Below are 24,989 nucleotides of genomic sequence, written 5' to 3'. Positions count from 1 at the left end.
GTACAGGAATCGTTATCCTGCCTGTTTTACTGGGGAATATTAGCCGGTAAATCCCGATGCAGCACCTGCGGTTTGAACTGGTCATCGGTCAATGCCGCCGCGATCCGTTCAGCCATGAACACCGAGCGGTGCTTGCCGCCGGTACAGCCGATGGCAATGGTCAGATAACGCTTGCCCTCGGTCCGGTAGCGCGGCAGCAGCGGTTTCAGCAGACTGAGCAGGTTCTGCTCGAATGCCGCGAAATCCGGGTCCTGCATGATCGCCTCACCCACCGGCTTATCCAGCCCGGTCAGCGGGCGCAACTTTTCATCATAATGGGGATTGGCGAGAAAGCGCACATCGAAGACCAGATCGGCATCGCGCGGCACGCCCTTCTTGAATGAAAACGAGGTGACAAAGCCCTCGAGCCGGTTGCGACCGCCGATCTCGTAATGCCCGGTCATCAGACGCCGCAGATCGTGGATATTGAGGTCCGTGGTGTCGATCACCAGATCGGCCTGTTCCTTCAGCGGCTGCAGCACCTGCCGTTCCTTGGCGATGCCATCCGCCACCGGTCGGTCAAGCGCCAGCGGATGCCGCCGTCGGGTTTCGGTGAAGCGGCGGGCCAGCACCTCGTCACTGCAATCGAGGAACAGTATCTGCACATCGCCATGGGTTGAAGCCGCAAGCTGATCCCGCTGGGCAATCAGGCTGTCGGCGGCGAAACCGCGGGTCCGGGTGTCGATGCCGACCGCCATGTGCCGACGCAACAGATCACCCTGCGCCACGAGTGTTTCCAGCAGCGGCAGGGGCAGATTGTCCACGGCCTCGAAGCCGAGATCCTCCAGCGCCTTCAGGCCACTGGACAACCCGGCACCCGACATGCCGGTGACGAGTATCAGACGGTTTCTCATTGCAATACGCTGCTTGCCGGTCACGGGGCAATTATCCCTCTGAATGCATATGCACAGCTAAACGCAAAGCTGCAAGCACACGTTCCGGAACGCCGAATTCGAGCATGGTCAGCGGCAACATGGGCACGGACCGATCACCGATGACCGTAACCGGCAATACCTCCGGCAGCCGCTCCAGCGCCTGCGCCGCATCCCGGTCACCAAGCCGGGCGACCAGCCGCACAGGTTCAGGCTCCCCAGCGACCGGATAGGGCACGAGCCCGACCCCGCGCACCTCGATACGGCCCCTGATTTCTGTCGGACAGTCGGGCATATAATCGCCACTATCAAGCTGATTTAGAAGGGTTTGGTCATCAGATACCAGTTCAGCACCATAGCGTTCGATCAGATGCAGGGCGAGCATGGATTTGCCGCTACCGGACGGTCCCTCTATCAGGATCGAGCCAAGCCCGGCGATTGAAACGGTGCTGGCATGGCGTCGGATGGTCAGGGGCTTGCCGGTCAATGCCTTACCTCGCTCGGCACCTGTCATGCACCACCACGACGGCTGCCATCCTCGCGGCGGCTCTCCCGTGTCGATCGCTCGATCGGCAGTCTGATGATAAAGCGCGCACCGACAATCTGGCTGCCTTCATAACGGTTTTCGGCATGAATGCTGCCGTTCAGCGCCTCAACAATTTGTTTCGAGATCGACAGCCCCAGACCGGAATGGGTACCGAACTTCTCCGTCTTTGGTCGCTCAGAGTAGAAACGGCTGAATATGGCATCCAGCTTGCCCTCTGGGATGCCCGGCCCCTCATCGGCGACACAGATCACAACCTGATTTCCCTGCTGTTCGGCACTGAGCCAGATACGGCCATTCGCCGGGGAGAAGGAAATGGCATTGCCAATCAGGTTCTGCAACACCTGCACCAGCCGCCCCTCGAGCGCCCGCACCTTCAGCACCGTATCGGGCAAGGCCAGCACAACCGATGGCGCCTTGTCTTCCTGTGCCTGCACCGTATGCCGGTGAATATCGGCGAGGGTCGACAGCATAATATTGAGGTCAATGCTTTCGGAATCCGCCCGCGACAACTCGGCATCAAGGCGGGACGCATCAGAAATATCGCTGATCAGCCGGTCAAGGCGGCGAACATCATCCTGAATGATGCCCATCAGCTTGCGCTGCTGATCGGGATCACTGAGCCGGGCTGCGGTTTCGACCGCCGAGCGCAGGGAAGTCAACGGGTTCTTGATCTCATGGGCCACATCGGCGGCAAAGGCCTCAATGGAATCCATCCGCTGCCAGAGCGATTCCATCATCTCCCGCAGGGCCAGTGACAGATCGCCGATCTCGTCATTGCGGGCGGTGAAATCAGGAATCGCAGCGACAGTGCGACCGGGGCTGTTACGCACGAGATCAGCGGCCCGCGCCAGCCGACGCAAGGGTCGCTCGATCGTGCCGGCCAGATAGAGCGATAACAGCACGGTGACCGACAGCGCGATCATCGACATATAGAGGATTGAGCGTCGGACCTCGACCATGGCCGCATCAACGCCGCTGCCATCACGGATCAGCAGCACCGCGCCCAGAACCTTCTTGAACTGCTGGACCGGCGCGGCAGCGGTCAGGATAATGCCCTGCTCGCGATTGCCCCAGCTGTTGGCGCTGACATTACCGGCAAGTGCACGGCCCACATACTGGGTTGCCGGACCGATCAGCATCAGCCCATGCTCTTCCGGATTGGAGTAGATACGTGGCGGATCGCTGATGCTAAGCAGGGCAAACAGGTCATCGAACAGTGACCCGACCCCTTTCCAGCTCTCTGGACTCTGTTCGTCCAGCGGGGCCAGTTCCTCGATTTCCACCAGCCCAAGGCCACTGCGCAGCAAATGGCTGTCGGCAAGCAACTCGCCATTGGCATTATACAGCCGGGAGCGAACCTGCGTCGTCTCGGTCAGGCGACGCACCATCTGGCGGGCCAGTTGCGGCGACAGGGCAATATCGCGCTCGCCTTCCACCTGCTCGATCACCGCGCCTTCAGACACCAGTGCGGCGAAAACCCGTGCCTCGACCAGCAATGTTGCCAGTTCGCGCTCAACCAGTTGCTTGCGGTACTGATCAAGGAACATGACACCAGCCACCAGAATCAGCAGCGCGACCAGGTTTACGGCGAGAATACGCAAGGTGAGCGTTGAGAACGGACGCTGTCCGAGTGCCCGCTTGGCTTCTGGCTCATCATGCTCGACCTGACCACCGGCACGGGATTGGGCCGGGTCATGTCCGGTCGCCTGCGCATGGTGGTTGATGAGCGGACGCGCCATCTTCGGCGATGCATAGGCATCACCGGGGATCAGCCGGTCATTGTCGCCAGCACTCGATGGACGCTTTATCTCGTTCAAAATACCACCAGTAACCTTGCATTGCCGAAGCCGTCAGCAATCGCCTGCATGACAATGGTCAATACAGCAAAGGATACACTGAAAAAAGGGCAGTGGCCAAATAGCGCCGGATCAGGCGTCGGTCGGCTCCGGCGCATCGGCAGCCTTGCCATCCTCGAGACCGTCGCCATGCTCGCGGTAGCGATAGCCAACGCCATAGAGGGTTTCGATGCCGGAGAAGTCGTCATCGACCGATTTGAACTTCTTGCGCACCCGCTTCACATGGCTGTCGATGGTGCGATCATCCACATAGATGTGCTCGCCATAGGCGGCATCCATAAGCTGATTACGGGTTTTCACATGGCCCGGACGTTGCGCCAGGGTCTTGATCAGCAGGAACTCGGTGACGGTCAGCGGTACTTCCTTACCTTGCCAGGTGCAGAAGTGGCGATCCATATCAAGGATCAGGTCACCGCGATCCATGATGTTCTCATCGGATTTACCGGCCTGGCTGCGGGCACTCTCACGCCGTAGCAGTGAGCGGATACGCTCGATCAGCAGGCGTTGGGAAAACGGCTTCTTGATATAATCATCGGCGCCCATGCGCAGGCCGAGCAGCTCATCGACCTCATCATCCTTGGAGGTCAGGAAAATTACCGGCACCTGACTGGTCTGGCGCAATCTGGCGAGGGTTTCCATACCGTCCAGCCGTGGCATCTTGATATCGAGCACAACCAGATCGGGCATGTTGTCCTGAAGTCCGCGCAATGCCTCATCGCCATCGCCATAGGTGCGGACATTAAAGCCCTCTGCCTCAAGCGCCATGGACACAGAAGTCAGGATATTGCGGTCATCATCAACCAGAACGATCGAATTGGTCATGGAACATACTTTCATCAAATAAACCAGATTGGCATCAAATAACCCGGATTGGCCCAGATTTGCCCCGCTTGCACCCGGGTTCCCTGCCACCAACCATCATTATGCCGTCTTTCACACGATCCGTCATGAATATGGCGCCAATTCGGCAGAAACTTGTGCCTTATCCGGCAAACCCGGTGGTCATTTATGGGCAAATGGCCTTATCTGTTGTCCTGTCTGTTGATAAGTTCCACCGGTATGCACACGATCGAGAGACCGACATGAGCAGCAACCGCCCCTCGCTGACCCCGGCCATTACCGCCCGTGGCCTTTTGCGCCGCGCCCGGTTCGGCGCACTGGGCACGGTCAGTCACGGCGTACCCCATGTCTCACTGGTCTCGGTTGCAACCGACCAGCAGGGACAGCCGGTGATGCTGCTTTCGGACCTTGCCCGACATACGCAAAACATCGCACAGGATGCACGGGCCTCGGTAATGGTGGAAGAAGCGCAGCCGAGCGTGGTGAGGGCCAGACAGGCCCATGGCACCGATGGCGCGACCGAGGATCGCGGCGATCCCATGACCCAGGGCCGCCTGACCGTTACCGGTCGCATCGAACTGGTCGACAATGTCGACCGCCCGGCACTGATGGAGCGGTTTCTGGCCCGCCACCCCGATGCCGGACGCTATACCCAGTTCAGCGATTTCCGGGTCTATCGCCTGCTCGTCGAGGACAGTCATATGGTTGCCGGGTTCGGTGCCATTCACGACATCAATCCCGACCAGTTGCTGATTGCCCATGAGCGCGCCGAGGCCATGGCCCATGCGGAGCCCGACATCATCGACCATATGAATGCGGATCATGAGGATGCGCTGCGCGATATCTGTCACAACGTCACCGGCATGCCGAAAGGACGCTGGCGTATGACCGGCATCGATTGTGAAGGCTTTGACGTGATGGACAGCAATCTTGGCTGGGCACGCCACCGGTTCGAGATACCCTTGCGCAATCCGGCCGGTGCGCGTGCGGTGTTCACCCAGCTCGCCCGGGCCGCGCGCGATGCCTCGGCCTCGGATCAGACCTGATAGCTAGTTAAGGGATGCCGACACAAACTTCCCGGCCCCAAGGATCGGCCCGTGATTACGGGCCTGAACCAGTACGGCGAGACCGCTGTTGTCAGTTTCCTGTGGTGCTGCAACGTCGAAACTCACCGGCTCACCACGCCAGCGGCCAAGAATACGGCGCTCATACACCACATTGTAGTGATTAAGGGTCCGACCGGCATTCTCACCGCTGCCGATGGGCTGTCGCTCATGACGCTTGAAGCGCAGCAGGATAATTTCCGCCTCAACCCCGTGATCCATGCCATCAACGCCCACCTGCAGCTGGTTATCCGGTTTTTTCAGGATGCGGACCGGCACATTCGGTCGTGAACTCTTCTGATAGGTCGCGATTGTTTCGAGGACATCATTGCGGCGCGACCCGATCTCATCGGTCTCACCCTGTATCACCATCTGCGGGGTATAATTGTTGCGCCGTCCATGGGCGCGGCTATAGGCCGATTGCAACTCAGTCGCCCATTTCGAAGAATAACGATCCACCCAGCCGAGCCGGTTCCAGTAATCCACGTGATAGGCAACGGCAATCACATCGTCGCGGCGGGCGAGATCACCAAGCAGCGCATCGGCGGGCGGGCAGGATGAACAGCCCTGCGAGGTGAATAGCTCCACCACCACAGGCTTTGACTGCGCGTTCGCCAGCTGTGGGATCATCAGCCCGACCAGCAGGCCAAGCCCGAGAAAACCCGATGCAATCCGCGATGCGATTTTATGTGTCATGGCCGTTCTGCCGTTTTTCAACTCTGTTGTGCTTCCTTACTACCAGAAAAAGCGCAATACGGGCAGATGACAAGCCACGTTCGGTCACACTGATGTGAGCCTGTGGCGAAATATCAGACGCCAACCAGCGCCAGACGCCCGGCCTCACCCTCAAGATGGCGCAGCACGGCACCGGCGAGATAGAGCGAACCGGCAATCAGTATCGGCGCGTCAGAGGGCAGAGTTTCCGCCAGTTTTCCCATGGCCTCGACGATGTCACTCGCGACCAAGACATTGGCGGTAACGTCATCGCAGCCATCGATAACGGCAGCGAGATCGGCTGGCGGCATGCCGGCTTCGGTACCCGGCACTGGCACGGTGACAATATGGCTGAACCGGTCCGCCAGATAATGCGCCATGGTGGTGAAATCCTTGTTCGCCATCACCCCGATCACCAGACCTGCCGCACCAGTTCCATGCATCTGCTGCCAGCTATGCATCAGCGCCGCCATACCTTCGGGGTTATGGGCACCATCGAGCCATATTTCGCGGCGCTGGCCGAACTCGGCAACGAAGGCGGTATCCGCAAGGCGCTGCAGGCGGGCAGTCCATTGCACGCTGGCCAGCGCCTGTTCTGCCGTTGGCCAGTCAATCGCCTCGCCTCGCTGGGCCATAAAGGCCTCGAAAGCAGTGAGTGCTGCGCGGGCATTGGCCGGTTGATGGCTGCCGACCAGACCCAGCCTGCCAATCGGATGCTCGGACAGAGGCAGGATCGGTGCAGTAAGCTGGCGCGCACGCTCCTCAACCACCTGAACCGCGGCATCATGGGCCTGCGCCGCCAGTACTACCGGACGCCCATGCTTGATGATCCCGGCCTTTTCTCCAGCAATCGCTGCCACGGTATCACCGAGAAAGCCCATATGGTCGAGGCCGATGGCGGTAATGACACTGAGCGCTGGTGCCGCCAGCACATTGGTGGCATCGACCCGACCCCCAAGCCCGGTCTCGAGCACAACCAGATCGGCCGGGGCTTCGGCAAAGGCCAGCATGGCCGCCGCGGTCGTTACCTCAAAAAACGTGATCGGCACGCCGCCATTTGCGGCCTCAACCCTATCCAGCAAGGCAAGCAGGGATTGGTCATCAATCGGCTGCGGCAACTGTCCCGGCCCGCATGACAGGGCAATGCGCTCGTTGAAGCGCACCAGATGCGGTGAGGTATAGCGATGCACCCGCAAGCCCTGACTGGCCGCCAGCGCGGTAATCATGGCAATGGTCGAGCCCTTGCCATTGGTACCGGCCACATGAATGACCGGCGGCAGGTGGTGGTGCGGATTATCGAGTGCAGCCAGCAATCGCTCGATACGATCAAGCGACAGATCAATGAGCTTCGGATGCAGGCGCAACAGTCGCGCCAGCACAACATCAACGGGATGGTTGCTGTCCGCCGCGATCATGGCTGCCGGTGATCCTAGTTCTTCGCCTTGCCGTCCGGCTTTTTAAGGCTGTCCGGTGCGGCCATTTCCAGACCGTCATCCGCATCCTCGGCGCCGTCTTCGGCCAGACCGCCCTTGATATGGTCGGAGCCATTGGCCTTGCTCGCAGCAGCACCATTGCCATTGGCACCGTTGGTGGCGGCTTTCGGCGCAGGCTTTTGGGCTTCGGCATATGGCTTGGTCAGCAGGTTCAGAATTCGGCCAAGAGTCGCTTTCAGGTCCTTGCGATGCACGACCAGATCAACCATGCCGTGAGAATGCAGGAACTCAGCGCGCTGGAACCCGTCAGGCAGGGTCTGGCGCATGGTTTCCTCGATCACCCGGGCACCGGCAAAACCAATCTGGGCACCGGTTTCGGCAATATGCACATCACCCAGCATGGCAAAACTGGCGCTGACGCCGCCGGTGGTCGGATCGGTGAACACCACGATATAGGGCAGGCCAGCCTCACGCACCTGCTGCGAGGCAATGACTGTGCGCGGCATCTGCATCAGGGACAGGATACCTTCCTGCATCCGGGCACCGCCGGAAGCAGGTACGACGATCAGCGCTGCTTCCTGTGCCACGGCCAGCCGTGCCGCCGTGACGATCCCTTCACCAACCGCAATACCCATGGACCCACCCATGAAGGAGAAGTCAAAAGCGGCAATCACGGTTTTGACCCCGTCGATGCTGCCATGGGCAACCATGATCGCATCATCGCGACCGGTCTTCGACTTGGCATCGCGCAGACGGTCGGCATAGCGCTTGCTGTCACGGAACTTGAGCGGATCGGCTGGTGTCTTCGGCAACTCGACCAGTTCATAGGCACCATTATCGAACATCAGTTCGAGGCGCTGTTTCGCATTCAGGCGCATATGGTGCGAGCATTCCGGGCACACCATATTATTGGCCACCAGATCCTTGTTGTAGATCATGGACCCACAAGCCTGGCACTTCTTCCACAGATCATCGGGGACTTCCCGTGGAGCAACCAGCGCGCGAATGCGCGGACGAACATAGTTGGTAAGCCAATTCATCGTACAAAAAACCCAAGCAAACCTGCACCCTAGCAGGCGTACGCCATATCAATGCGTACGTTTGTTATCAGGAGCGTACAGCGGCCGACAGCTCGGCAACGAAGCCAAGCGTGGTTGAAACCGCGTCATCAGACCCGCCTTGATAGGCGTTTTTAAGCGTTTCCACAATAGCAGAACCGACCACAACCGCATCGGACAATGTGGACATCTCTTTCGCCTGTTCCGGGGTTTTGATGCCGAACCCGACCGCGACCGGCAGTTCCGTATGTGCTTTCAGGTCATCAATAGCGGCCTGTACCTTGACGAGATTGGCCGAGGCCGTACCGGTGATACCGGTGATCGATACATAGTAGAGGAAGCCCGACGTATTGCGCAGCACCGCCGGCAGCCGCGCCGCATCGGTGGTCGGGGTGATCAGGCGGATGAAGCTCATCCCCGCCTCGACGGCAGGCTGGCACAGCTCGGCATCTTCCTCTGGCGGCAGATCGACCACGATCAGACCGTCGACACCGGCAGCAAGCGCATCGGTGATGAAGCGATCAACGCCGTAGCGATAGATCGGGTTGTAATAGCCCATGAGCACGATCGGCGTGGTCTTGTCCTGCTCGCGGAAATTGGCAACCATGGCCAGCGTCTTGGCGAGCGTCATTCCGGCGGCAAGCGCACGCTGGCTTGAAGCCTGAATCGCCGGACCATCGGCCATCGGATCGGTGAAGGGCATACCGATCTCGATCACATCGGCCCCTGCAGCGGGCAGACCGTTCAGCACCTGCTGGCTGATACCCGGCTCGGGGTCACCGGCGGTGATAAAGGTAACCAGCCCGGTCTTGCCTTCGGCTTTCAGTGCCGCAAACCGTGCCTCGAGGCGATGCTTGCCGAACAGGGTTTCACCGGCAGCGGCAAAATTAACAACATTGCTCATTACATCTCGACTCCCAGAGCCTCGGCGACGGTGAAGATATCCTTATCCCCCCGGCCACACATGTTCATGACCATCAGATGGTCGGCAGGCAGTTTCGGTGCCCGTTTCATGACTTCGGCGAGCGCATGGGACGGCTCAAGCGCAGGCAGGATGCCCTCCTTGGCCGCACAGAGCTTGAAAGCTTCTAGCGCTTCGGCATCAGTGATCGGCACATATTCCACGCGCTTCTGCTCATGCAGCCAGGCATGTTCCGGGCCGATGCCGGGATAATCGAGACCGGCAGAGATCGAATGGGCCTCGGTGATCTGGCCGTCATCATCCTGCAGCAGGAAGGTGCGGTTGCCATGGAGCACACCGGGCAGCCCGCCGGTCAGGGACGCCGCATGTTCGCCGCTGTCGAGACCATGACCACCGGCCTCAACCCCGACCATGCTCACCTCACGGTCATCAAGGAACGGGTGGAACAGGCCGATGGCGTTCGAGCCACCGCCGATGCTGGCGATCAGGCTGTCAGGCAGGCGGCCCTCGGCCTCGAGCATCTGCTCACGGGTCTCGATACCGATCACTGACTGGAAATCACGAACCATCTCGGGATAGGGGTGCGGACCGGCAGCGGTACCGATCAGGTAGAAGGTATCCTCGACATTGGTGACCCAGTCACGCAGCGCCTCGTTCATGGCATCCTTCAGGGTTGCCGACCCACTGGTCACCGGGCGGACCTCCGCGCCGAGCAGCTTCATACGGAACACGTTGGGAGCCTGTCGCTCGATATCGGTCTTGCCCATATAGACAACGCAGGGCAGGCCGAACAGGGCGCAGACGGTAGCGGTGGCAACGCCGTGCTGACCGGCACCGGTCTCGGCGATGATCCGGGTCTTGCCCATGCGCTGGGCGAGCAGTATCTGGCCGACACAGTTGTTGATCTTGTGCGCGCCGGTGTGGTTCAGCTCGTCGCGCTTGAAATAGATTTTGGCACCCTTGCCCGGCTCCGCCTGCGCGCGGAAATGCTCGGTCAGTCGTTCGGCATAAAACAGCGGGCTTGGACGACCGACATAATGTTTCAGGTAGTACTGGAACTCTTCATCGAATTTCGGATCGGCCTTGGCAGCGTTATAGGCCTCCTCCACCGCCAAAATCAGCGGCATCAGGGTCTCGGCCACATAGCGGCCACCGAAAATGCCAAAATGCCCGTTTTCGTCCGGGCCGGCTCTGTAGGAATTCACATTCATGTAATTGCTCTCGTCAGGGAGACATCGGAAACCGTCTGCGCGGGACATTAGCCCTCGGGCAGCAGCAAGCCAAGCGCTTGTGCTTTTTTCTGCGCTTTATTCCGTTCCGGCGATGGCAGGCTGTTGGCCAGTTCGACAAATTCGATGATTTTCGCCGGGTCCTTCTTGCCCGGACGTTCCTCGACACCGGAGGAAACATCGACCGTATGGGCATTGGTTTCGGCCACCGCCTCGGCCAGATTGCCCGGATTGAGGCCACCGGACAGCATCCATGGCCGCCCGAACTCCTGATTGGCCAGCAAACGCCAGTCGAAGGACAGGCCGTTACCGCCGGGCAGAGAGGCCACATTGCTCGGTGGCCGGGCATCGAACAGCAGCCAGTCGGCCACCGGCTCGTAATCCCTGATCGTTTTCAGGTCGCTGGCATCACCGATCCGAAATGCCTTCATCACCGGGATCGAATAGCGCTCACGGATTTCCCGCACCCGGCCCGGCGTCTCGTCGCCGTGGAGCTGGAGCATGTTGAGCGGGGTCTGGCTGATGACATCAGCGAGGAAATCATCACTCGGGTCAACGAACAGGCCAACCACCCGTGAGCTGGTCCCGGCCTGTGCTGCCAGTTGGGCTGCCATCGGTGGCGGCAGATAGCGCGGCGAGCGCTCATAAAACACAAAGCCGATATAGCGCGCACCGTGGGACACCGCAGCCTGCAGGGCCTTCGGCTCATTGATCCCGCAGATTTTTGCATCGACTGACATGACGGCTGCCCCGCTTGGTGAAAACCCAGACCCTAGAGTTAGGGCAAATCGGCCTAAACGCCAGCCTCAATTTCAGCAACGATCTTGCCCGCCGCCTCAACCGGATCGGGGCTGGCGGTAATCGGGCGACCAATGACGAGGTAATCGGCACCGGCATCAATCGCCTGTGCCGGGGTCATCACCCGTTTCTGATCATTCTTGGCCGACCATTCGGGACGCACGCCGGGCACCACCAGCACCACGTCATCGCCCAGCGCCTCACGCAGGAACTTCACCTCGAACGGCGCACAGACCAGACCATTGGCACCGGACTGGACCGCCAGCTCACCGAGACGACGCACCTGATCGGCAACGCTGCGATCCTGTCCGACGCTGGAGAGGTCATCGGCATCGAGGCTGGTCAGCACCGTAACCGCCAGCAGTATCGGCGGCTGGACGCCCTGAGCTTCCGCCCCTTGCTTCGCCGCATCGGCAGCAGCGGCAATCATGGTCCGGCCACCGCTGGCGTGTATGGTCAGGAAGGTCGGCGCGACACTCATGGCCGAGCGCACGGCACCGGCAACGGTATTCGGAATGTCGTGAAATTTAAGGTCGAGGAACAGCGGCAGGCCGAGGGCACGAATATGGTTCACCGCCGGTGGACCGAGCGAGCAGAAGAACTCCAGCCCCAGCTTGACCCCGCCAATCAGCGGCTTGCCATTGGGGGCGAGCGAACGGACCGTTGCCTTGGCGGCGTTCAGGTCATTGGTATCAAGGGCGCAAAGGATGCGTTCATGCGGCTGCAAAACCAGGGTCATAACAGGGCTCTTAACAGTCAGAAGAATAAACTCGGATCGCGCCGGTTTACCTGCTTATGCGACGGATGCCAACCCGGCAGCCCATGGTGTCACCACATCTTTGTCCCGCTGGCCCAGAACCATATCGGCCATGGCCTCGCCCATCAGCGCGCCGAACTTGAAACCGTGGCCGGAAAACCCTGACATTACAAAGCCCTTGCGCCCCATTGGCTCGAGCAGGAAGCGCTCTTCCGGCTGCACGGTATAGAAGCAGGCTCTGGCGCTCTCCAGACGGCTGCGGTCGAGATTGCCGAGGCGCGCTGCGGCCCAGTCGACAACATTGTGCGCCGCATCACGGGCCACATCGCGGTCATCATCGGGATCACCGCTCAGGCTGAACTTGTGATCGCCGATCTTCAGCCGGTTGCCGAACACTGGCGGCACGGCATAAAAGCCGTTGGCCGGATCAATATCGAGCAGCATTGGCGCCATCCGCCATGCCGCCAGCTCATCATCGGTGAGGTTGATATAAACCACCATCTGCCGTGAGGGCGTCACCCGCGTACCGAGTTCCGGCAGCAATTTGGTGACCCAGGCACCGGCAGCCACCACGACAGCGTCGAACTGCTCCGTCGTGCCATCACCGAAATCCAGTATGCCGGTTTCCAGATCAAGACCGTGCACCGGGCGGTTGGGATGGATATGCACGCCGCTGCGCGACAGGTAATGGGCGGTCAGCTCGACAATCCGTCCGGCATGAAGCACACCGCCGGTCGCCACATGGAAGGCATCGAGCACGATCTCACCACGTAGGCCCGGCACCAGTGCGGCACAACCCGCCCCGTCCAGATCACGATAGGCAACAGAGAGCTGCTCCAGACAGCGCCGCGATCCGGCGATCCAGTCCTTGCGTTCGGGCATCCAGCTGCGGTCGGTCGCCGCGTCACGGCCCTCGGCCCCGCCGGTATCCATCACCAGCGTCCCGGTCTCATGATAGAGCGGCTCATCACCGGCAAATTTCGTCAGGTCGGCAAACAGCCGGTCCCAAGCGGCAAAGGCCGGATCGACCATCGCCGTATAGCCCATGGCATTGCCATAGGGGTGGCGGATCAGGCGGCTTTCATCCACCGAGCTGCCATCGGGATTGGGAATATGCGCCTGCTCGAATACCGAAACCCGCGCCCCGGCCCGATACAGCGCCCATGCGGTCGACAGCCCCATAATACCGGCGCCGATCACTGCAATCGCTGGCTTGTCACTCATGCCCACACCCGATCTGAACCCTGCTGAATAATGGCAATATTATGGAATCTCGCCTTGCCGCTGAACCCTGCCACAGCTTCAGCGTTGTGTCCGTAATATTAGATTATGGATTTTATTGATGGCAGATAATTTGGATCGCAGAGCGCTGCTGGCCGCCGGGATCGGTTTTGCCGCAGCCACAACAACCATCGGGATCAGCCCCGCCTTCGCGCAGGGCGATGAGGATGTACACGCCCTCGACCAGTCGACAGAAGTGGTAAAGGGTCCATTTGTGCAACCGGAACTGGGGTTCGAGACCACCGCACTCGACCCGGTGATTTCATCACAGACCATGGTACTCCATTACGAAAAGCACCATGCCGGTTATTACAACAAGCTGAACAAGCTGGTGCAGGGCACACCCTATGAGGCGATGAGCCTTGTGGAGGTAGTGCGACAATCGAAACAGCAGGATCTGCATCAGGACATTTTCAACAATGCCGGTCAGGCGCTCAACCATGTGCAGTACTGGGAAACGCTGGTACCTGGCGGACCGGCAGAACCGGATGACATTTTGAAGGCTGCAATCGACGAGAGTTTTGGTCGGTTTGACGTCATGGTTAATCAGATTGTCGAACAATCCGGCAGCCTGTTCGGCAGCGGCTGGATCTGGCTGGTTAGGACACCGGAAAACAAGCTGTCGATCGTGAAGACCCGCAATGGCAATACGCCGATCGCGGAAGGCGGCAGCCCGGTGCTTAATCTGGACCTGTGGGAACACGCCTATTACCTCGACTACCAGAACCGCCGGAAGGATCATGTCCGCGCCTTGCTGGAGAAGAGCATCAACTGGCGTGTGGTCAGCAGCCGGTTTCAGGATGCCTAGAGGTACTGCGGGCTAAACACGCTCAAAGGTCAGTTCGGCAGCGGCGAGGTCTTCCAGCGCCGTGCCGACCGATTTGAACACCGTAATATCATTATAGCGCCAGCGGGCACTGGACTCACCGCGGGTCAGGCCGAACAGATCGCCGATGATGTCCTGTTCGGTCATGGCACCGTTATTGATCGCCTGAATGATGTCACCGGCCTCTTTCAGCGCACCCTCGCGGGTATCGACGAAGACCAGCCCGCGCTTGAAGGCGCTGTCATCGGCCTCACGCATATCCGGGCGGAAAGCACCGACCAGATCGAGATGGGCACCGGGCTTGAGCAACTCGCCCTTGATCAGCGGCTGTTCCGCCAGCGTGGCACAGGAGACGATATCCGCCCCCTCAATCGCGGCATCTAACTCATCCGTGGCATTGATCGTCAACCGCCGGTTGGTATAGCGGGCGAGGTTTTTGGCCAGCTTCTCGGCCTTGGCCTTGTTACGTCCCCAGATCAGCACTTCAGAAATCGGCCGCACCGCCGCATGGGCGAGGATCAGATGCGGCGCGAGCGCACCAGTGCCGACCATGAGCAGGCGGCTGGCATCACTGCGCGACAGGTAACCCGACGCCAGCGCCGAGGCACAGGCGGTCCGGCGCACGGTCAGCGCCGACCCATCGATCAGCGCCTTGGGCTTACCGGTTCTGGCATCCATCAGCAGATAGCTGCCAATGACCGCCGGAATGCTCTGTTTCGCGTTGTCGGGAAAAACCGTGACCAGCTTGACCCCCAGATGCTTGCCGGTCTGCCAGGCGGGCATGATCAGCAGATTGCCGGGGTGTTCCGTATGGGTGGGGATGGTCAGGTGCTGGCGCAATGGCACCTCGGCACCGCTGCGGAATGCCTGCCTCAGACGCTCAACCAGATGTTTGTAATCAAGGGCCGCATCGACCTCGGCGGCAGAGATAACGCGCATATGGTACGTCCCTGCTTGTTTGTCAGACCCGGCCTGATTGCCGGTCTGCCGCCCCGATCAAGTCAAAGAGGCAAATCAAGAGGCGACCCGGTCCACCTTGTCCGCATCTGCAGCGTCGATGGTTTTGGGCTGTTCGGGGACAACCAGCGGGTTCGGCGGTGACAGCAATGTCTGTGGCACCGGGGATGGCGGGCGCTTGGCCAGTTCGGCCTTGACCCCGGCAAGTTCTTTTTCAAGCGCGGCAGCCTGCTTCTCTGCGGCACGACCGGCCTTGCGGCGCGGGGCGGCATTGCACCAGATGACAAAGCCGCCAACCAGCATCGCCACAAATGCAACGACCAGAACCAACAGGAATAACGGTAGGGTCAGCGTTCCCGGCAGCGGGAACAGGGCAATCTCGACCGGATTGCGATTGCTCAGCGCAAAGGAAACAAGAACAAGACTTACAACGGCCATGATCGGCCATGTGAAAAGGCGCAACATCAGGTACCTGTTTTATGCGTCGCCGTTGAGGCGCTCACGCAGCTGCTTGCCGGTTTTGAAGAACGGAACACTCTTCGCATCAACCTGAACGCTCTCACCGGTACGCGGGTTGCGACCGACACGGGCATCACGCTGTTTGACGGAGAAGGCACCGAAACCGCGCAGTTCAACCCGGTCACCACGGGCAAGGGCCGCCGTGATCTCGTCAAAGACGCAGGCAACCAGCCGTTCAACATCGCGCTGATACAGGTGCGGATTCTGTTCTGACAGTCGTAAAATCAACTCAGACTTGGTCATAGAAAAGTTAAACCTCCAAAAACAACGCGGTTAGTTGCCTGGCTAACGGCTCTCACCAAAACGCCCGTCACAACATCCGGTTTTTTTCTACATGCGTTATCGTTCACATTACAACCATCGAACAACCATTGGTCATCACGATTACGCATATATCTAATTTTATTTCTAAATCATGCGCTTGTGAGAGTGCCAAAGCATAACGCAAGCCGTCAAGGAACGCTTAAGAAAAATGCCGGCGAAGAGGGTTCCCCGCCGACATTTTTGTGTGTTTTTGCAAAAACTGACCGTTTTGGCCAGTTCTTACTTGTCTTCGTCGCTACCGGCTTCGGCTTTTTTCATGGCCGCGCCAAGGATGTCACCGAGAGACGCACCGCTGTCGGTAGAACCGAATTCAGCCATTGCTTTCTTCTCTTCAGCAACTTCGCGTTGTTTGATCGACAGGTTCACCTTGCGACCGCTGCGGTCAACGGTGGTGACGATAGCGTCGACCTTTTCACCAACGGCGAAACGGTCAGGACGCTGCTCGGAACGATCACGGGACAGTTCACCCTTGCGGATGAAGCCGGTGACACCTTCGGTGACCTCAACTTCAACACCGTTATCTTCAAGTTTGGTAACGGTACAGGTAACGATCTGACCCTTTTTGACGGAGCCTGCGGCACCTTCATATGGATCGTCGGACAGTTGCTTGACGCCGAGGGAGATACGCTCTTTCTCGGTGTCGACCTCAAGGACTTTGACCTTGATGGCATCGCCCTTGGTGTATTCCTTGATCGCTTCCTCACCGGATTTTTCCCAATCCAGATCAGAGATGTGAACCATGCCCTCGATGTCACCTGGCAGGCCGACAAACAGGCCGAATTCGGTGATGTTGCGGACATCGCCATCGATCTCGGCACCAACCTGATAGTTGGCAGAGAAGCTGTCCCATGGGTTTTCCATGGTCTGCTTCAGGCCGAGAGAGATACGGCGTTTGTTCGGATCAACGTCGAGAACGGCAACGTCAACTTCCTGGCTGGTAGAGACGATTTTACCGGGGTGGACGTTTTTCTTGGTCCAGGACATTTCGGAAACGTGAACCAGACCTTCGATGCCGGGCTCGAGCTCAACAAACGCACCGTAGTCGGTGATGTTGGTAACGCGGCCAGAGAACTTGGCACCGACCGGATACTTGGCTTCGACGCCTTCCCATGGATCGGTCTCGAGCTGTTTCATGCCGAGAGAGATACGCTGGGTTTCAGCATTGAAGCGAACGACCTGAACTTCGACAGACTGGCCGATTTGCAGGGCTTCCGATGGGTGGTTGATACGACGCCATGAGATGTCGGTAACGTGCAGCAGGCCATCGACACCGCCGAGATCGACGAACGCGCCGTAATCGGTGATGTTTTTGACGACACCCTGAAGAACCTGACCTTCCTGCAGGCTGGAAACCAGCTCGGAACGTGCTTCCGCGCGGCTCTCTTCGAGAACGGCACGACGTGACACAACGATGTTGCCACGTGAACGGTCCATTTTCAGGATCTGGAATGGCTGTGGGGTACCCATGAGCGGGGAAACGTCGCGGACAGGGCGAATATCGACTTGGCTGCCCGGCAGGAACGCAACCGCGCCGTTGAGATCAACGGTAAAGCCACCCTTGACGCGACCGAAGATGGTACCGGTAACGCGACGGCTTTCGTTGAAGGCGGTTTCGAGTTGCTGCCAAGCCTCTTCGCGGCGGGCTTTCTCGCGGGACAGAACAGCTTCGCCGTTCTTGTCTTCCATACGCTCGACGTAAACCTCAACGGTATCGCCAACGGTCAGTTCGGGCTTTTGTCCGGGTGCAGCAAATTCCCGCAGGGGAACGCGACCTTCGGACTTGAGGCCGACATCGATGAGGGCAGCATCACTGTCGAGGGCGATGACAACACCGCTGACGACGCTACCTTCAAAACCTTCTGAGGCGCCGAGCGACTCATCAAGCATATCGGCAAAGGACATTTTATCTTGTTGCTGTTTAGCAGCTGCTTCAGCCATGGAAACTCCAGTTATGCACACGACACGGGGTTAAGGGTTATGGATAAGAACCTGATGCGAAGAATGTCTGTGCGACCGGTCGTGTCAGCGGTCGACAACCACTCTTCAGCGGGTTATCAAGTGCCCGTAGCGGTTGCCCCATCCCTTGAAATGCAAAAACGCCCGCAGGCTTCAACGCCGCGTGCGCCACGCATGGATCAGGATGTGTCAACCAAACCACTGGACGCGCGCGTTATAGTGCCGGAAAACCACGGATGCAAGCGTCTCGCATAAGATTCTGACAATCGTAACCGACGATACCTTCCATGATTATTACCGCTGTTGGCATGCCCGGATCGGGCAAATCCGTTTTCGCTGAGGAATTGCGCCGTCGTGGCCTGCCCCTGATCTATTTTGGCGGGCTGGTGCTGAAAGAGGTGAAAGAGCGCGGTTTGCCTGGGACTCCGGACAATGAGAAGCTGGTGCGCGAGGAGCTGCGTGAGCAGTTCGGCATGGATGCCATGGCCCAGCTCGCCCTGCCGCAGCTGAAGGCCAAGACCGGCGATGGCAGCAAACATTGCGGGATCGACGGGCTGTACAGTTTTTCAGAGTACAAGACCCTGAAAGAGGCATTTGGCGATCAGTTGGTGCTGGTTGGCATTGTTGCGCCCAAGGGCCTGCGCCATCAGCGGCTGGCCGAACGGGAAATCCGCCCCCTCACCTATACCGAGGCCCGCAACCGCGATATTGCCGAGATCGAGAATCTGGAGAAGGGCGGCCCGATCGCGATTGCCGATCACTACATCCACAACCATGGCGATCTGGCGGATTTCACCGCCGATACCAAGGCACTGCTCGACGAGCTGCTCGGACCTGCCAGCAAATAGCCCGCCGATCAGACCGGATTATGCTGCAGCTTGGCGCCGAGCTGGATCATCAGCTTGGCAAAGCTCGGGAAACTGGTGGCGATCGGGGTGGCATCATCGACCGTGACCGGCTCGTCACTGGCGAGGCCGAGGACGAGGAAGCTCATAGCGATGCGGTGATCCAGTGCGGTGGCTACCGTCGCCCCGCCCTTCGGCGGCTGACCGGTGCCACGGATGGTCAGGCTGTCCTCTCCCTCATCGAGATCGACCCCACAAGCGGCAAGCCCAGTCGCCATCATGGCCAGACGGTCGCTCTCCTTGACCCGCAATTCGTGCAGGCCGGGCATATAGGTCGTGCCCTTGGCGCAGGATGCGGCCACTGACAGAACCGGATATTCGTCGATCATGTCGGCCGCCCGGCTGGCCGGTACTTCAATGCCTTCGAGCACACTGCCACGAACCCGCAGATCGGCCACTGGTTCGCCTGCCTCGATGCGCTCGTTCAGAATATCGATCTGGCCACCCATCTCTTTAAGGGTCAGGATCAGCCCGGTGCGACGGGCATTCATGCCAACCGCCTCGATGGTGACATCGGAGCCGGGACGGATCAGTGCCGCGACAATCGGGAAGGCAGCCGAACTCGGATCGGTCGGCACCTTGATATCGGCGGCGACCAGTTCCTGCTGACCAGTCACGGTAATGCGGGTGGCACCATCACTGTCGGTAGTGATGGTCGGGGCGGCACCGAAATGGCGCAACATGTTTTCGGTATGGTCGCGGGTCGGCACGGCCTCGATCACCGTGGTCTCGCCCGGCGTGTTCAGCCCGGCCAACATGATCGCCGACTTCACCTGCGCCGAGGCAACCGGCAGGCGGTATTCAATCGGCACGGCAAGCTCTGCCCCCTCGACCATCATCGGCAGGCGACCAGTACCAAGCTCACCGCGACGGCTGTGGAAGCTCGCGCCCATACGGGACAGCGGATCGGTGACCCGTGCCATAGGCCGCTTCACCAGCGAGGCATCACCGGTAAAGAAGGTGGTGATCGGATGGGTTGCGACGAGGCCAACCAGCAGGCGGGCCGCGGTACCGCTGTTGCCCATATCAAGCACCCGATCAGGTTCGCTGAGCGCACCGACACCGACACCATCAATGCTGACCCGGCCACCCGGCCCGGCGTGATGGGTAATGGTGGCTCCCAGCGCGCGCATGGCAGCCATGGTGTTGAGCACATCCTCGGCTTCGAGCAGCCCTTCAACTTCAGTCCGGCCAACCGCGAGGGTGCCGAAAATCAGCGAGCGGTGTGAGATCGATTTGTCACCGGGAACCCGGATTGTACCCGTCAGCGCATCGCTGCGCCGCGCGACCATTGGGTGTTGCGTTTCGCCGTGGGCCATTTGTTTTCTGCTTGTTTTCGTTATGTTTGCCGCCGGGTGAAATCCACGGGGTCGGGCGAGTTTACAGCCGATCCCGATGCCAGCGCCAATGATTGATAAGCCGGATGCGGAAATACCCGGTCAATTTGACTTTGACAACCCGCTCGCCTCATGGCAAACGCGAAACGGAATTGGGGGCCGGTTATATCTGGCCATGGCCGCCAGTACACCTCATATTTGCAGACCCATTTTGTACATTGACCGTGACCTCTAAGGATACCCTCCCGTGAGCAAGACATCACTCGGCACCAAGCGCATCTGCCCAAACTGCGCAACCCGTTACTATGACCTCGGCAAGAACCCACCGGTTTGCCCGTCATGCAGCACAGAATACGATCCCGAGGCGATGCTGAAGTCACGCCGCACCCGTGCACCACAATCCGATGACGTGAAGAAGCCATCTCCGAAAAAGGCATCGAAGAAGACCGAGGCCGATTACGATGATGATGAGGACGAGGATGAAGATGACCTCGAAACCACGGCATCAGATGACGATGATGATGATCTCGAGGAAGAAGAGGACGACATCGCGGAAATCGATGAGCTGGACGGTGAAGCCGATGCCAGCCTGTTGAAAGATGACGATGATGACACGGACGATGACGATGATGATGACGACATCGACACCGACCTTGACGACGACGATCTGGGCGATGACCTTGGTGATGACGTACTCGTCGATGATGACGATCTCGACGATGACGACCTGGGCGACGTGAAACCAAAAGGCGGCTCAGGCGATATATAAGGGGTCACTGTTACCCCGCCCCTATCAACTGGACACCATAAAATGACACGATCGAACATCCGGCAAAGCGCAACCCTCTGCCGGATGTTTGTTTTTGCGCTATCGCCCCTGCTGATGGCGCCAGTGGTACCGCTCTCAACCGCGCTGGCCGATGAGTCAAAGCCGGTGGAGCCGGAACTGCAGATCGACAAGACGGCGCGTGAGGAACTCGACGCCGACGATCCACGCCTGCTGAAACAGGATGATGACGGTACCATCACCTTCATCTGGGAAAATGACCGCTTTGGCGGCACCGACCGCAACTACACCAACGGCAACCGCATATCCTATCTCTCGCCGACCCAGTCGGTCGGCAGCTTTACCGCGAAGGCAGCACGCACGCTGCTCGGTGCCGATGGCTCTGACAACGTCCGCTATGGCGTTTCGATCGGCCAGAGCATCTTCACCCCGGAAGATACCCAGACCACGGCGCCGCGCCCGAACCAGCATCCCTATGCCGGCTATCTCTATGGTGAGGCCGCCCTGCAGGTGGAAAGCCCGCAGCTGCTGGAGACACTCAGCCTGCAACTGGGCGTGGTTGGTGAACTGGCCGGGGGTGAGTTCGTACAGAACAATTATCACCGCCTGACCGGTGTTGATGAGGCAAATGGCTGGGACAACCAGCTTAAAAACGAACCGGCCCTGCTGATCAGCTATGACCGCAGTTTCCGCAGCCTCTATGACTGGCAGGGGGATGAGGGCGATTTCTTCGATGGCTACGGCTTTGACGTAACGCCAAGCATCGGGGCCAGTCTCGGCAATGTGCTGACCCAGGCGCAGGTCGGCCTTACCTTCCGCTTCGGGCAGGATCTGCGACAGGATTTCGGCCCGCCACGGGTACGCCCGGCAGTGGCCGGCGGCGGCTTCTTCGACCCTGACAGTGATTTCAGCTGGTACGTCTTCGCCGGTGTTGCCGGTCGGGCTGTCGCCTACAACATGTTCCTTGATGGCAACCTGCTGCGCAGCGGTGGGCCAAGCGTCGATCGCCGCCCGCTGGTTGCGGACTTTCAGGTCGGATTGGCGATGCAGTTCCACGATGTCCAGATCGCCTGGACCTATGTCACCCGGACCGAGGAATACCAGACGCAGGGCAGCCAGCAGCAATTCGGTGCGTTCAGCGTCTCCTACAAATTCTGATCCGGTACTTTTCACGGATTTTCTTGAAAAAGACCCTTGCCAGCGCGGTTTTAACGGCCTAAATACGCGGTCTCAGATTGGTGACGGGGCTATAGCTCAGCTGGGAGAGCGCTACAATGGCATTGTAGAGGTCAGCGGTTCGATCCCGCTTAGCTCCACCAATCAGACCAAGGCTTGACCCGGCTCTCATGCCGGGTTTTGTTTTTTGTGGGCCCTCCTGCCGAATATCCGACTGGACCGCACCATGCTGATTGCCCTGCTGATCCTCTCCAACCTGCTGCTCCTGATCGCCCTGCTGTGGCTGGGCAAAAACTATCTCCGCCAGCGCGACCGGCGCCGGGGGCGGAAATCCATCGGCAGCAATCCGATACCGCTGGTTGAACCGGGTGCGATTGATCCGCGCTTCGCCCTCAGCCGGGCGCAGGCCCCCAGCCTCGACAGTGAAGTGCGGTTTATCGGTGCGGGCGGCACGCTGGGCGGCACGACTGATACCGAGGCATGGCTGCTGGCTGGTTTTGCCAAATCGGCCCGACAGATATTTGAGCTCGGCACCTGTACCGGCAAGACCACCTATCTGTTCGCCGCCAATGCACCGAATGAGGCGGAGATCGTCACAATCACCCTGCCACCCGATGGCAATGCCGCCGGTAACCGTGCTGCTGGCGATGATATGGCCGCCCTGGAAACCGCGCAGAAGGAAAGCCAAGTCAGTGAGTTCTATTACGCGAACACGCCGGAAGGCCGGAAAATCACCCAGCTGTTCGGTGACAGCAAGGAATTCGATCACGAGCCCTATCGCGGGCGTTTTGACCTGATTTTCATTGATGGCGGCCATGCGGCTTCCTATGTCAGGTCTGACAGCGAAAAAGCGCTGGCCATGCTCGCACCCGGCGGTTTGCTGCTCTGGCATGACTATACGCCGAGCATGACCGGTGTCTGGGACACGCTTAACGCCCTGCACCAGTCCGGTGTGCCACTTCAGCACATCCGGAATACGACCCTTGTGGCCCATCGCGCTATTTGAACAAAAAATGGCGAAAAATCGGCACTGACGGAGTGTTAACCGATTATTTCGCAATAATAAACGATACAACCCACATATGGTTGTATGGTTAACCGACTGTTTTTTAGCAATATATATCAATTAGAAACCACTGATGTAAAAATAATCGGCGGCGAATACACTTTTTTTACCGCCGCCCTATTGTGACCTTATTTTTGGTTTTTATATCTATCTTACGGATCGTCGGGATGTCCCCCCTTCCCACATATTGGGAAATTGGCTGAAGTCCCTTGCCCCCCTACCCAGGCTTCACCAGCCCGGCGGTCCGCCCCCCTCTTTTCATCAGGCTGGTCGGTTGTTCCGATTACAGGTTTTGGCTGAATGCCCTACTGCTTTCGCGTGCGCTAGATTTCGTTAAGCGGCACTTCGTCGAAGGCACGGTCCTTGCGCGCTTCAACCGCAGGCAGGCCGAGATAGACCGAGGTGCCATCCTCGAAATGGAAGTTGATCTTGGCATTGAAGGCCACGTGCTTGAAGCCGTGCTTGTCCTCGATCGTGAACCGGTCGACCATATAGGTACGGTCCACCTGTCGTCCGGTCAGATAGAATTTGGCCTCACGCAGCTTGGTACCGAACAGGCGGCGGTTACAGAACGCGCGCAGCTTCTCATTGACGATCCCGGCGAAATCCTTGGGCGTGAAGACCTCACCCGCCGGGGTCGGACGCACGAAATTGCCGACCAGTATCTGGTTCGGATCAGCTGCTTCCATCAGGCGGGCCAGCTCGATGGTGACATCCCCGACGATATAGTTCGACCCGCGCGGGTTCAGCCGCTCAACAGAGAAGTAAGTGTAGTGGGAACCGATTGAGGCGCAGGTCTTGGTGGTCGGGATGTAATGCTTGGCCTCATGGCGCATCATGTAATTGACCAGCGCCAGCGTGATCGCCTTGAAGGCAAACAGGTTGGCATCCGCATCAAACCCCTCACGACGGTTCCAGCAATAGAAACCGTCCCCGGTGGTCGAGCGGTTGACCTCGACATAGATCTGGGCATCCGACACAACCCGCTGGGCCACATTGATTGCATGATCCAGATAGCTGAGCTGCGCCACCTGACTGAGCGGCGGCAGGCGACCGAAGCCGGTGATATCGAACAGCAGAACCGCCCGATGCTCGGTCTCGATAATCGAATAGCGGCGCATGAGGACTTCAACGGCGGACAGACTTATCCGACCGGGGCCCTCACCAAACTGTTTGGAGACCGACAGGCTGATGGTTTCGACATTCAACTGGCGCGCCCGGCGGTTCAGTTCATCCTGGCTCATCAGGCGTTCGCCGCGAACAATACGCGGATCGGATGTCGCTACATGGAAGATGCGCGAACGCGGGGCCATCAGGAGTTTGAGGCCGACCCGCATCAATGACCAGCCGACCACCAGATTGCGGCCATACCCCCATTGTTTGCTGAGGAACGCATTCAGTTCATCGACCGAACTGACCGTTTTATGCTCAAGCATCGACATGGCTTGACGCCCACCATCCCCGTATCGTTATGCGACGGTGCCGGATGGGCTGCTACTCAGTCAATCCGGCGAAAAGTGAAGCTAGTTCACGGCACAGGCAGCAGCGTACCACCTTTCGACGCCAAGGGCACCTGTCAGATGCCCCAAATCGACACCCCCTGCCGCGTAACCCGTTATCCACGCATAAAAACCGTCACCACTTGATCTTTGGGCAGGTGCTGACCACATAATATCCAAGTGTCAAT

General features: G+C 59.1%; 24 protein-coding genes and 1 tRNA gene. 7 read left to right on the top strand and 18 right to left on the bottom strand.

Annotated features, from left to right (window positions below; all coding sequences use genetic code 11):
• Positions 1–26 precede the first annotated feature (26 nt).
• The 4 genes from CBB62_03775 to CBB62_03760 all read right to left on the bottom strand — a co-directional run bounded on the left by CBB62_03775 (position 27) and on the right by CBB62_03760 (position 4,136).
• Entirely contained in the window at positions 27–893 is an 867-nt protein-coding gene (locus CBB62_03775; protein OUT42628.1) for an RNase adaptor protein RapZ, read from the bottom strand.
• A gap of 31 nt (positions 894–924) precedes the next feature.
• The gene (locus tag CBB62_03770) at positions 925–1,425 is read right to left on the bottom strand and encodes a hypothetical protein (GenBank protein OUT41470.1); all 501 of its coding nucleotides are present in this window, start codon (positions 1,423–1,425) and stop codon (positions 925–927) included.
• Positions 1,422–3,197, bottom strand: coding sequence for a hypothetical protein (locus tag CBB62_03765; GenBank protein OUT42627.1), 1,776 nt, complete (start codon positions 3,195–3,197; stop codon positions 1,422–1,424). The genes CBB62_03770 and CBB62_03765 overlap by 4 nt, the downstream gene beginning before the upstream one ends.
• 189 nt (positions 3,198–3,386) lie before the next feature.
• Positions 3,387–4,136, bottom strand: coding sequence for a DNA-binding response regulator (locus tag CBB62_03760; protein ID OUT41469.1), 750 nt, complete (start codon positions 4,134–4,136; stop codon positions 3,387–3,389).
• Between the two features lie 68 nt (positions 4,137–4,204).
• On the opposite strand from CBB62_03760, the gene CBB62_03755 reads away from it, so the two are divergent.
• Positions 4,205–5,200, top strand: a complete 996-nt coding sequence (locus CBB62_03755) for a hypothetical protein (GenBank protein OUT41468.1) — start codon at positions 4,205–4,207, stop codon at positions 5,198–5,200.
• Between the two features lie 3 nt (positions 5,201–5,203).
• Here the strand turns inward: CBB62_03755 and CBB62_03750 are convergent, their stop codons facing one another.
• The 8 genes from CBB62_03750 to CBB62_03715 form a co-directional block, all read right to left on the bottom strand.
• Complete coding sequence (locus CBB62_03750; GenBank protein OUT41467.1) at positions 5,204–5,953, bottom strand: hypothetical protein; 750 nt, start codon at positions 5,951–5,953, stop codon at positions 5,204–5,206.
• Positions 5,954–6,066: 113 nt separating this feature from the next.
• Positions 6,067–7,386: a hypothetical protein gene (locus CBB62_03745; GenBank protein ID OUT41466.1), complete on the bottom strand. Its 1,320-nt coding sequence runs from the start codon at positions 7,384–7,386 to the stop codon at positions 6,067–6,069.
• Between the two features lie 14 nt (positions 7,387–7,400).
• On the bottom strand, positions 7,401–8,444 hold the full coding sequence (locus CBB62_03740; GenBank protein OUT41465.1) for an acetyl-CoA carboxylase, carboxyltransferase subunit beta: 1,044 nt from the start codon (positions 8,442–8,444) through the stop codon (positions 7,401–7,403).
• 67 nt (positions 8,445–8,511) lie between these two features.
• Positions 8,512–9,366 carry a tryptophan synthase subunit alpha gene (locus CBB62_03735; protein ID OUT41464.1) on the bottom strand — a complete coding sequence of 285 codons (855 nt, stop codon included), beginning with the start codon at positions 9,364–9,366 and terminating at the stop codon, positions 8,512–8,514.
• Positions 9,366–10,595, bottom strand: coding sequence for a tryptophan synthase subunit beta (locus tag CBB62_03730; protein ID OUT41463.1), 1,230 nt, complete (start codon positions 10,593–10,595; stop codon positions 9,366–9,368). The genes CBB62_03735 and CBB62_03730 overlap by 1 nt, the downstream gene beginning before the upstream one ends.
• Before the next feature lie 47 nt (positions 10,596–10,642).
• On the bottom strand, positions 10,643–11,353 hold the full coding sequence (locus tag CBB62_03725; GenBank protein ID OUT41462.1) for an N-(5'-phosphoribosyl)anthranilate isomerase: 711 nt from the start codon (positions 11,351–11,353) through the stop codon (positions 10,643–10,645).
• 53 nt (positions 11,354–11,406) lie between these two features.
• Complete coding sequence (locus CBB62_03720) at positions 11,407–12,150, bottom strand: orotidine-5'-phosphate decarboxylase (GenBank protein OUT41461.1); 744 nt, start codon at positions 12,148–12,150, stop codon at positions 11,407–11,409.
• 54 nt (positions 12,151–12,204) lie between these two features.
• A complete protein-coding gene (locus CBB62_03715; protein ID OUT41460.1) occupies positions 12,205–13,392 on the bottom strand; it encodes a hypothetical protein in 1,188 nt (395 codons plus the stop codon).
• 118 nt (positions 13,393–13,510) lie between these two features.
• Between CBB62_03715 and CBB62_03710 the strand changes: the two genes are divergently transcribed.
• Positions 13,511–14,257, top strand: coding sequence for a hypothetical protein (locus CBB62_03710; GenBank protein OUT42626.1), 747 nt, complete (start codon positions 13,511–13,513; stop codon positions 14,255–14,257).
• A gap of 12 nt (positions 14,258–14,269) precedes the next feature.
• Here CBB62_03710 and CBB62_03705 read toward each other — a convergent pair whose 3' ends face one another.
• From CBB62_03705 to CBB62_03690, 4 genes are all read right to left on the bottom strand, one after another.
• Complete coding sequence (locus CBB62_03705) at positions 14,270–15,214, bottom strand: ornithine cyclodeaminase (protein ID OUT41459.1); 945 nt, start codon at positions 15,212–15,214, stop codon at positions 14,270–14,272.
• A 75-nt stretch (positions 15,215–15,289) separates the two neighbouring features.
• Positions 15,290–15,697, bottom strand: coding sequence for a hypothetical protein (locus CBB62_03700; protein OUT41458.1), 408 nt, complete (start codon positions 15,695–15,697; stop codon positions 15,290–15,292).
• 12 nt (positions 15,698–15,709) lie between these two features.
• Positions 15,710–15,994, bottom strand: coding sequence for an integration host factor subunit beta (locus CBB62_03695; protein ID OUT41457.1), 285 nt, complete (start codon positions 15,992–15,994; stop codon positions 15,710–15,712).
• Positions 15,995–16,294: 300 nt separating this feature from the next.
• A complete protein-coding gene (locus CBB62_03690) occupies positions 16,295–18,013 on the bottom strand; it encodes a 30S ribosomal protein S1 (protein ID OUT41456.1) in 1,719 nt (572 codons plus the stop codon).
• 305 nt (positions 18,014–18,318) lie between these two features.
• Here CBB62_03690 and CBB62_03685 point away from each other — a divergent pair, with 305 nt between their 5' ends.
• A complete protein-coding gene (locus tag CBB62_03685) occupies positions 18,319–18,879 on the top strand; it encodes a hypothetical protein (GenBank protein ID OUT41455.1) in 561 nt (186 codons plus the stop codon).
• An 8-nt stretch (positions 18,880–18,887) separates the two neighbouring features.
• On the opposite strand, the gene CBB62_03680 is transcribed toward CBB62_03685, so the two are convergent.
• Positions 18,888–20,255: a 3-phosphoshikimate 1-carboxyvinyltransferase gene (locus CBB62_03680; protein ID OUT41454.1), complete on the bottom strand. Its 1,368-nt coding sequence runs from the start codon at positions 20,253–20,255 to the stop codon at positions 18,888–18,890.
• Between the two features lie 265 nt (positions 20,256–20,520).
• Between CBB62_03680 and CBB62_03675 the strand changes: the two genes are divergently transcribed.
• From CBB62_03675 to CBB62_03660, 4 genes are all read left to right on the top strand, one after another.
• A complete protein-coding gene (locus CBB62_03675; GenBank protein ID OUT41453.1) occupies positions 20,521–21,042 on the top strand; it encodes a TIGR02300 family protein in 522 nt (173 codons plus the stop codon).
• 42 nt (positions 21,043–21,084) lie between these two features.
• On the top strand, positions 21,085–22,218 hold the full coding sequence (locus tag CBB62_03670) for a hypothetical protein (protein ID OUT41452.1): 1,134 nt from the start codon (positions 21,085–21,087) through the stop codon (positions 22,216–22,218).
• A gap of 85 nt (positions 22,219–22,303) precedes the next feature.
• Positions 22,304–22,379 (top strand) — tRNA-Ala (locus CBB62_03665).
• Positions 22,380–22,423: 44 nt separating this feature from the next.
• Entirely contained in the window at positions 22,424–23,242 is an 819-nt protein-coding gene (locus CBB62_03660; protein ID OUT41451.1) for a hypothetical protein, read from the top strand.
• Positions 23,243–23,625: 383 nt separating this feature from the next.
• Here CBB62_03660 and CBB62_03655 read toward each other — a convergent pair whose 3' ends face one another.
• Entirely contained in the window at positions 23,626–24,744 is a 1,119-nt protein-coding gene (locus CBB62_03655; GenBank protein ID OUT41450.1) for a hypothetical protein, read from the bottom strand.
• Positions 24,745–24,989: the final 245 nt, after the last annotated feature.

It is taken from the genome of Micavibrio sp. TMED2 (assembly GCA_002168225.1).
In the GTDB taxonomy this organism is placed as follows: domain Bacteria; phylum Pseudomonadota; class Alphaproteobacteria; order TMED2; family TMED2; genus TMED2.
Note: the sequence above shows the minus strand (reverse complement) of the source record. Positions and strands in the feature narration are given on the sequence as shown.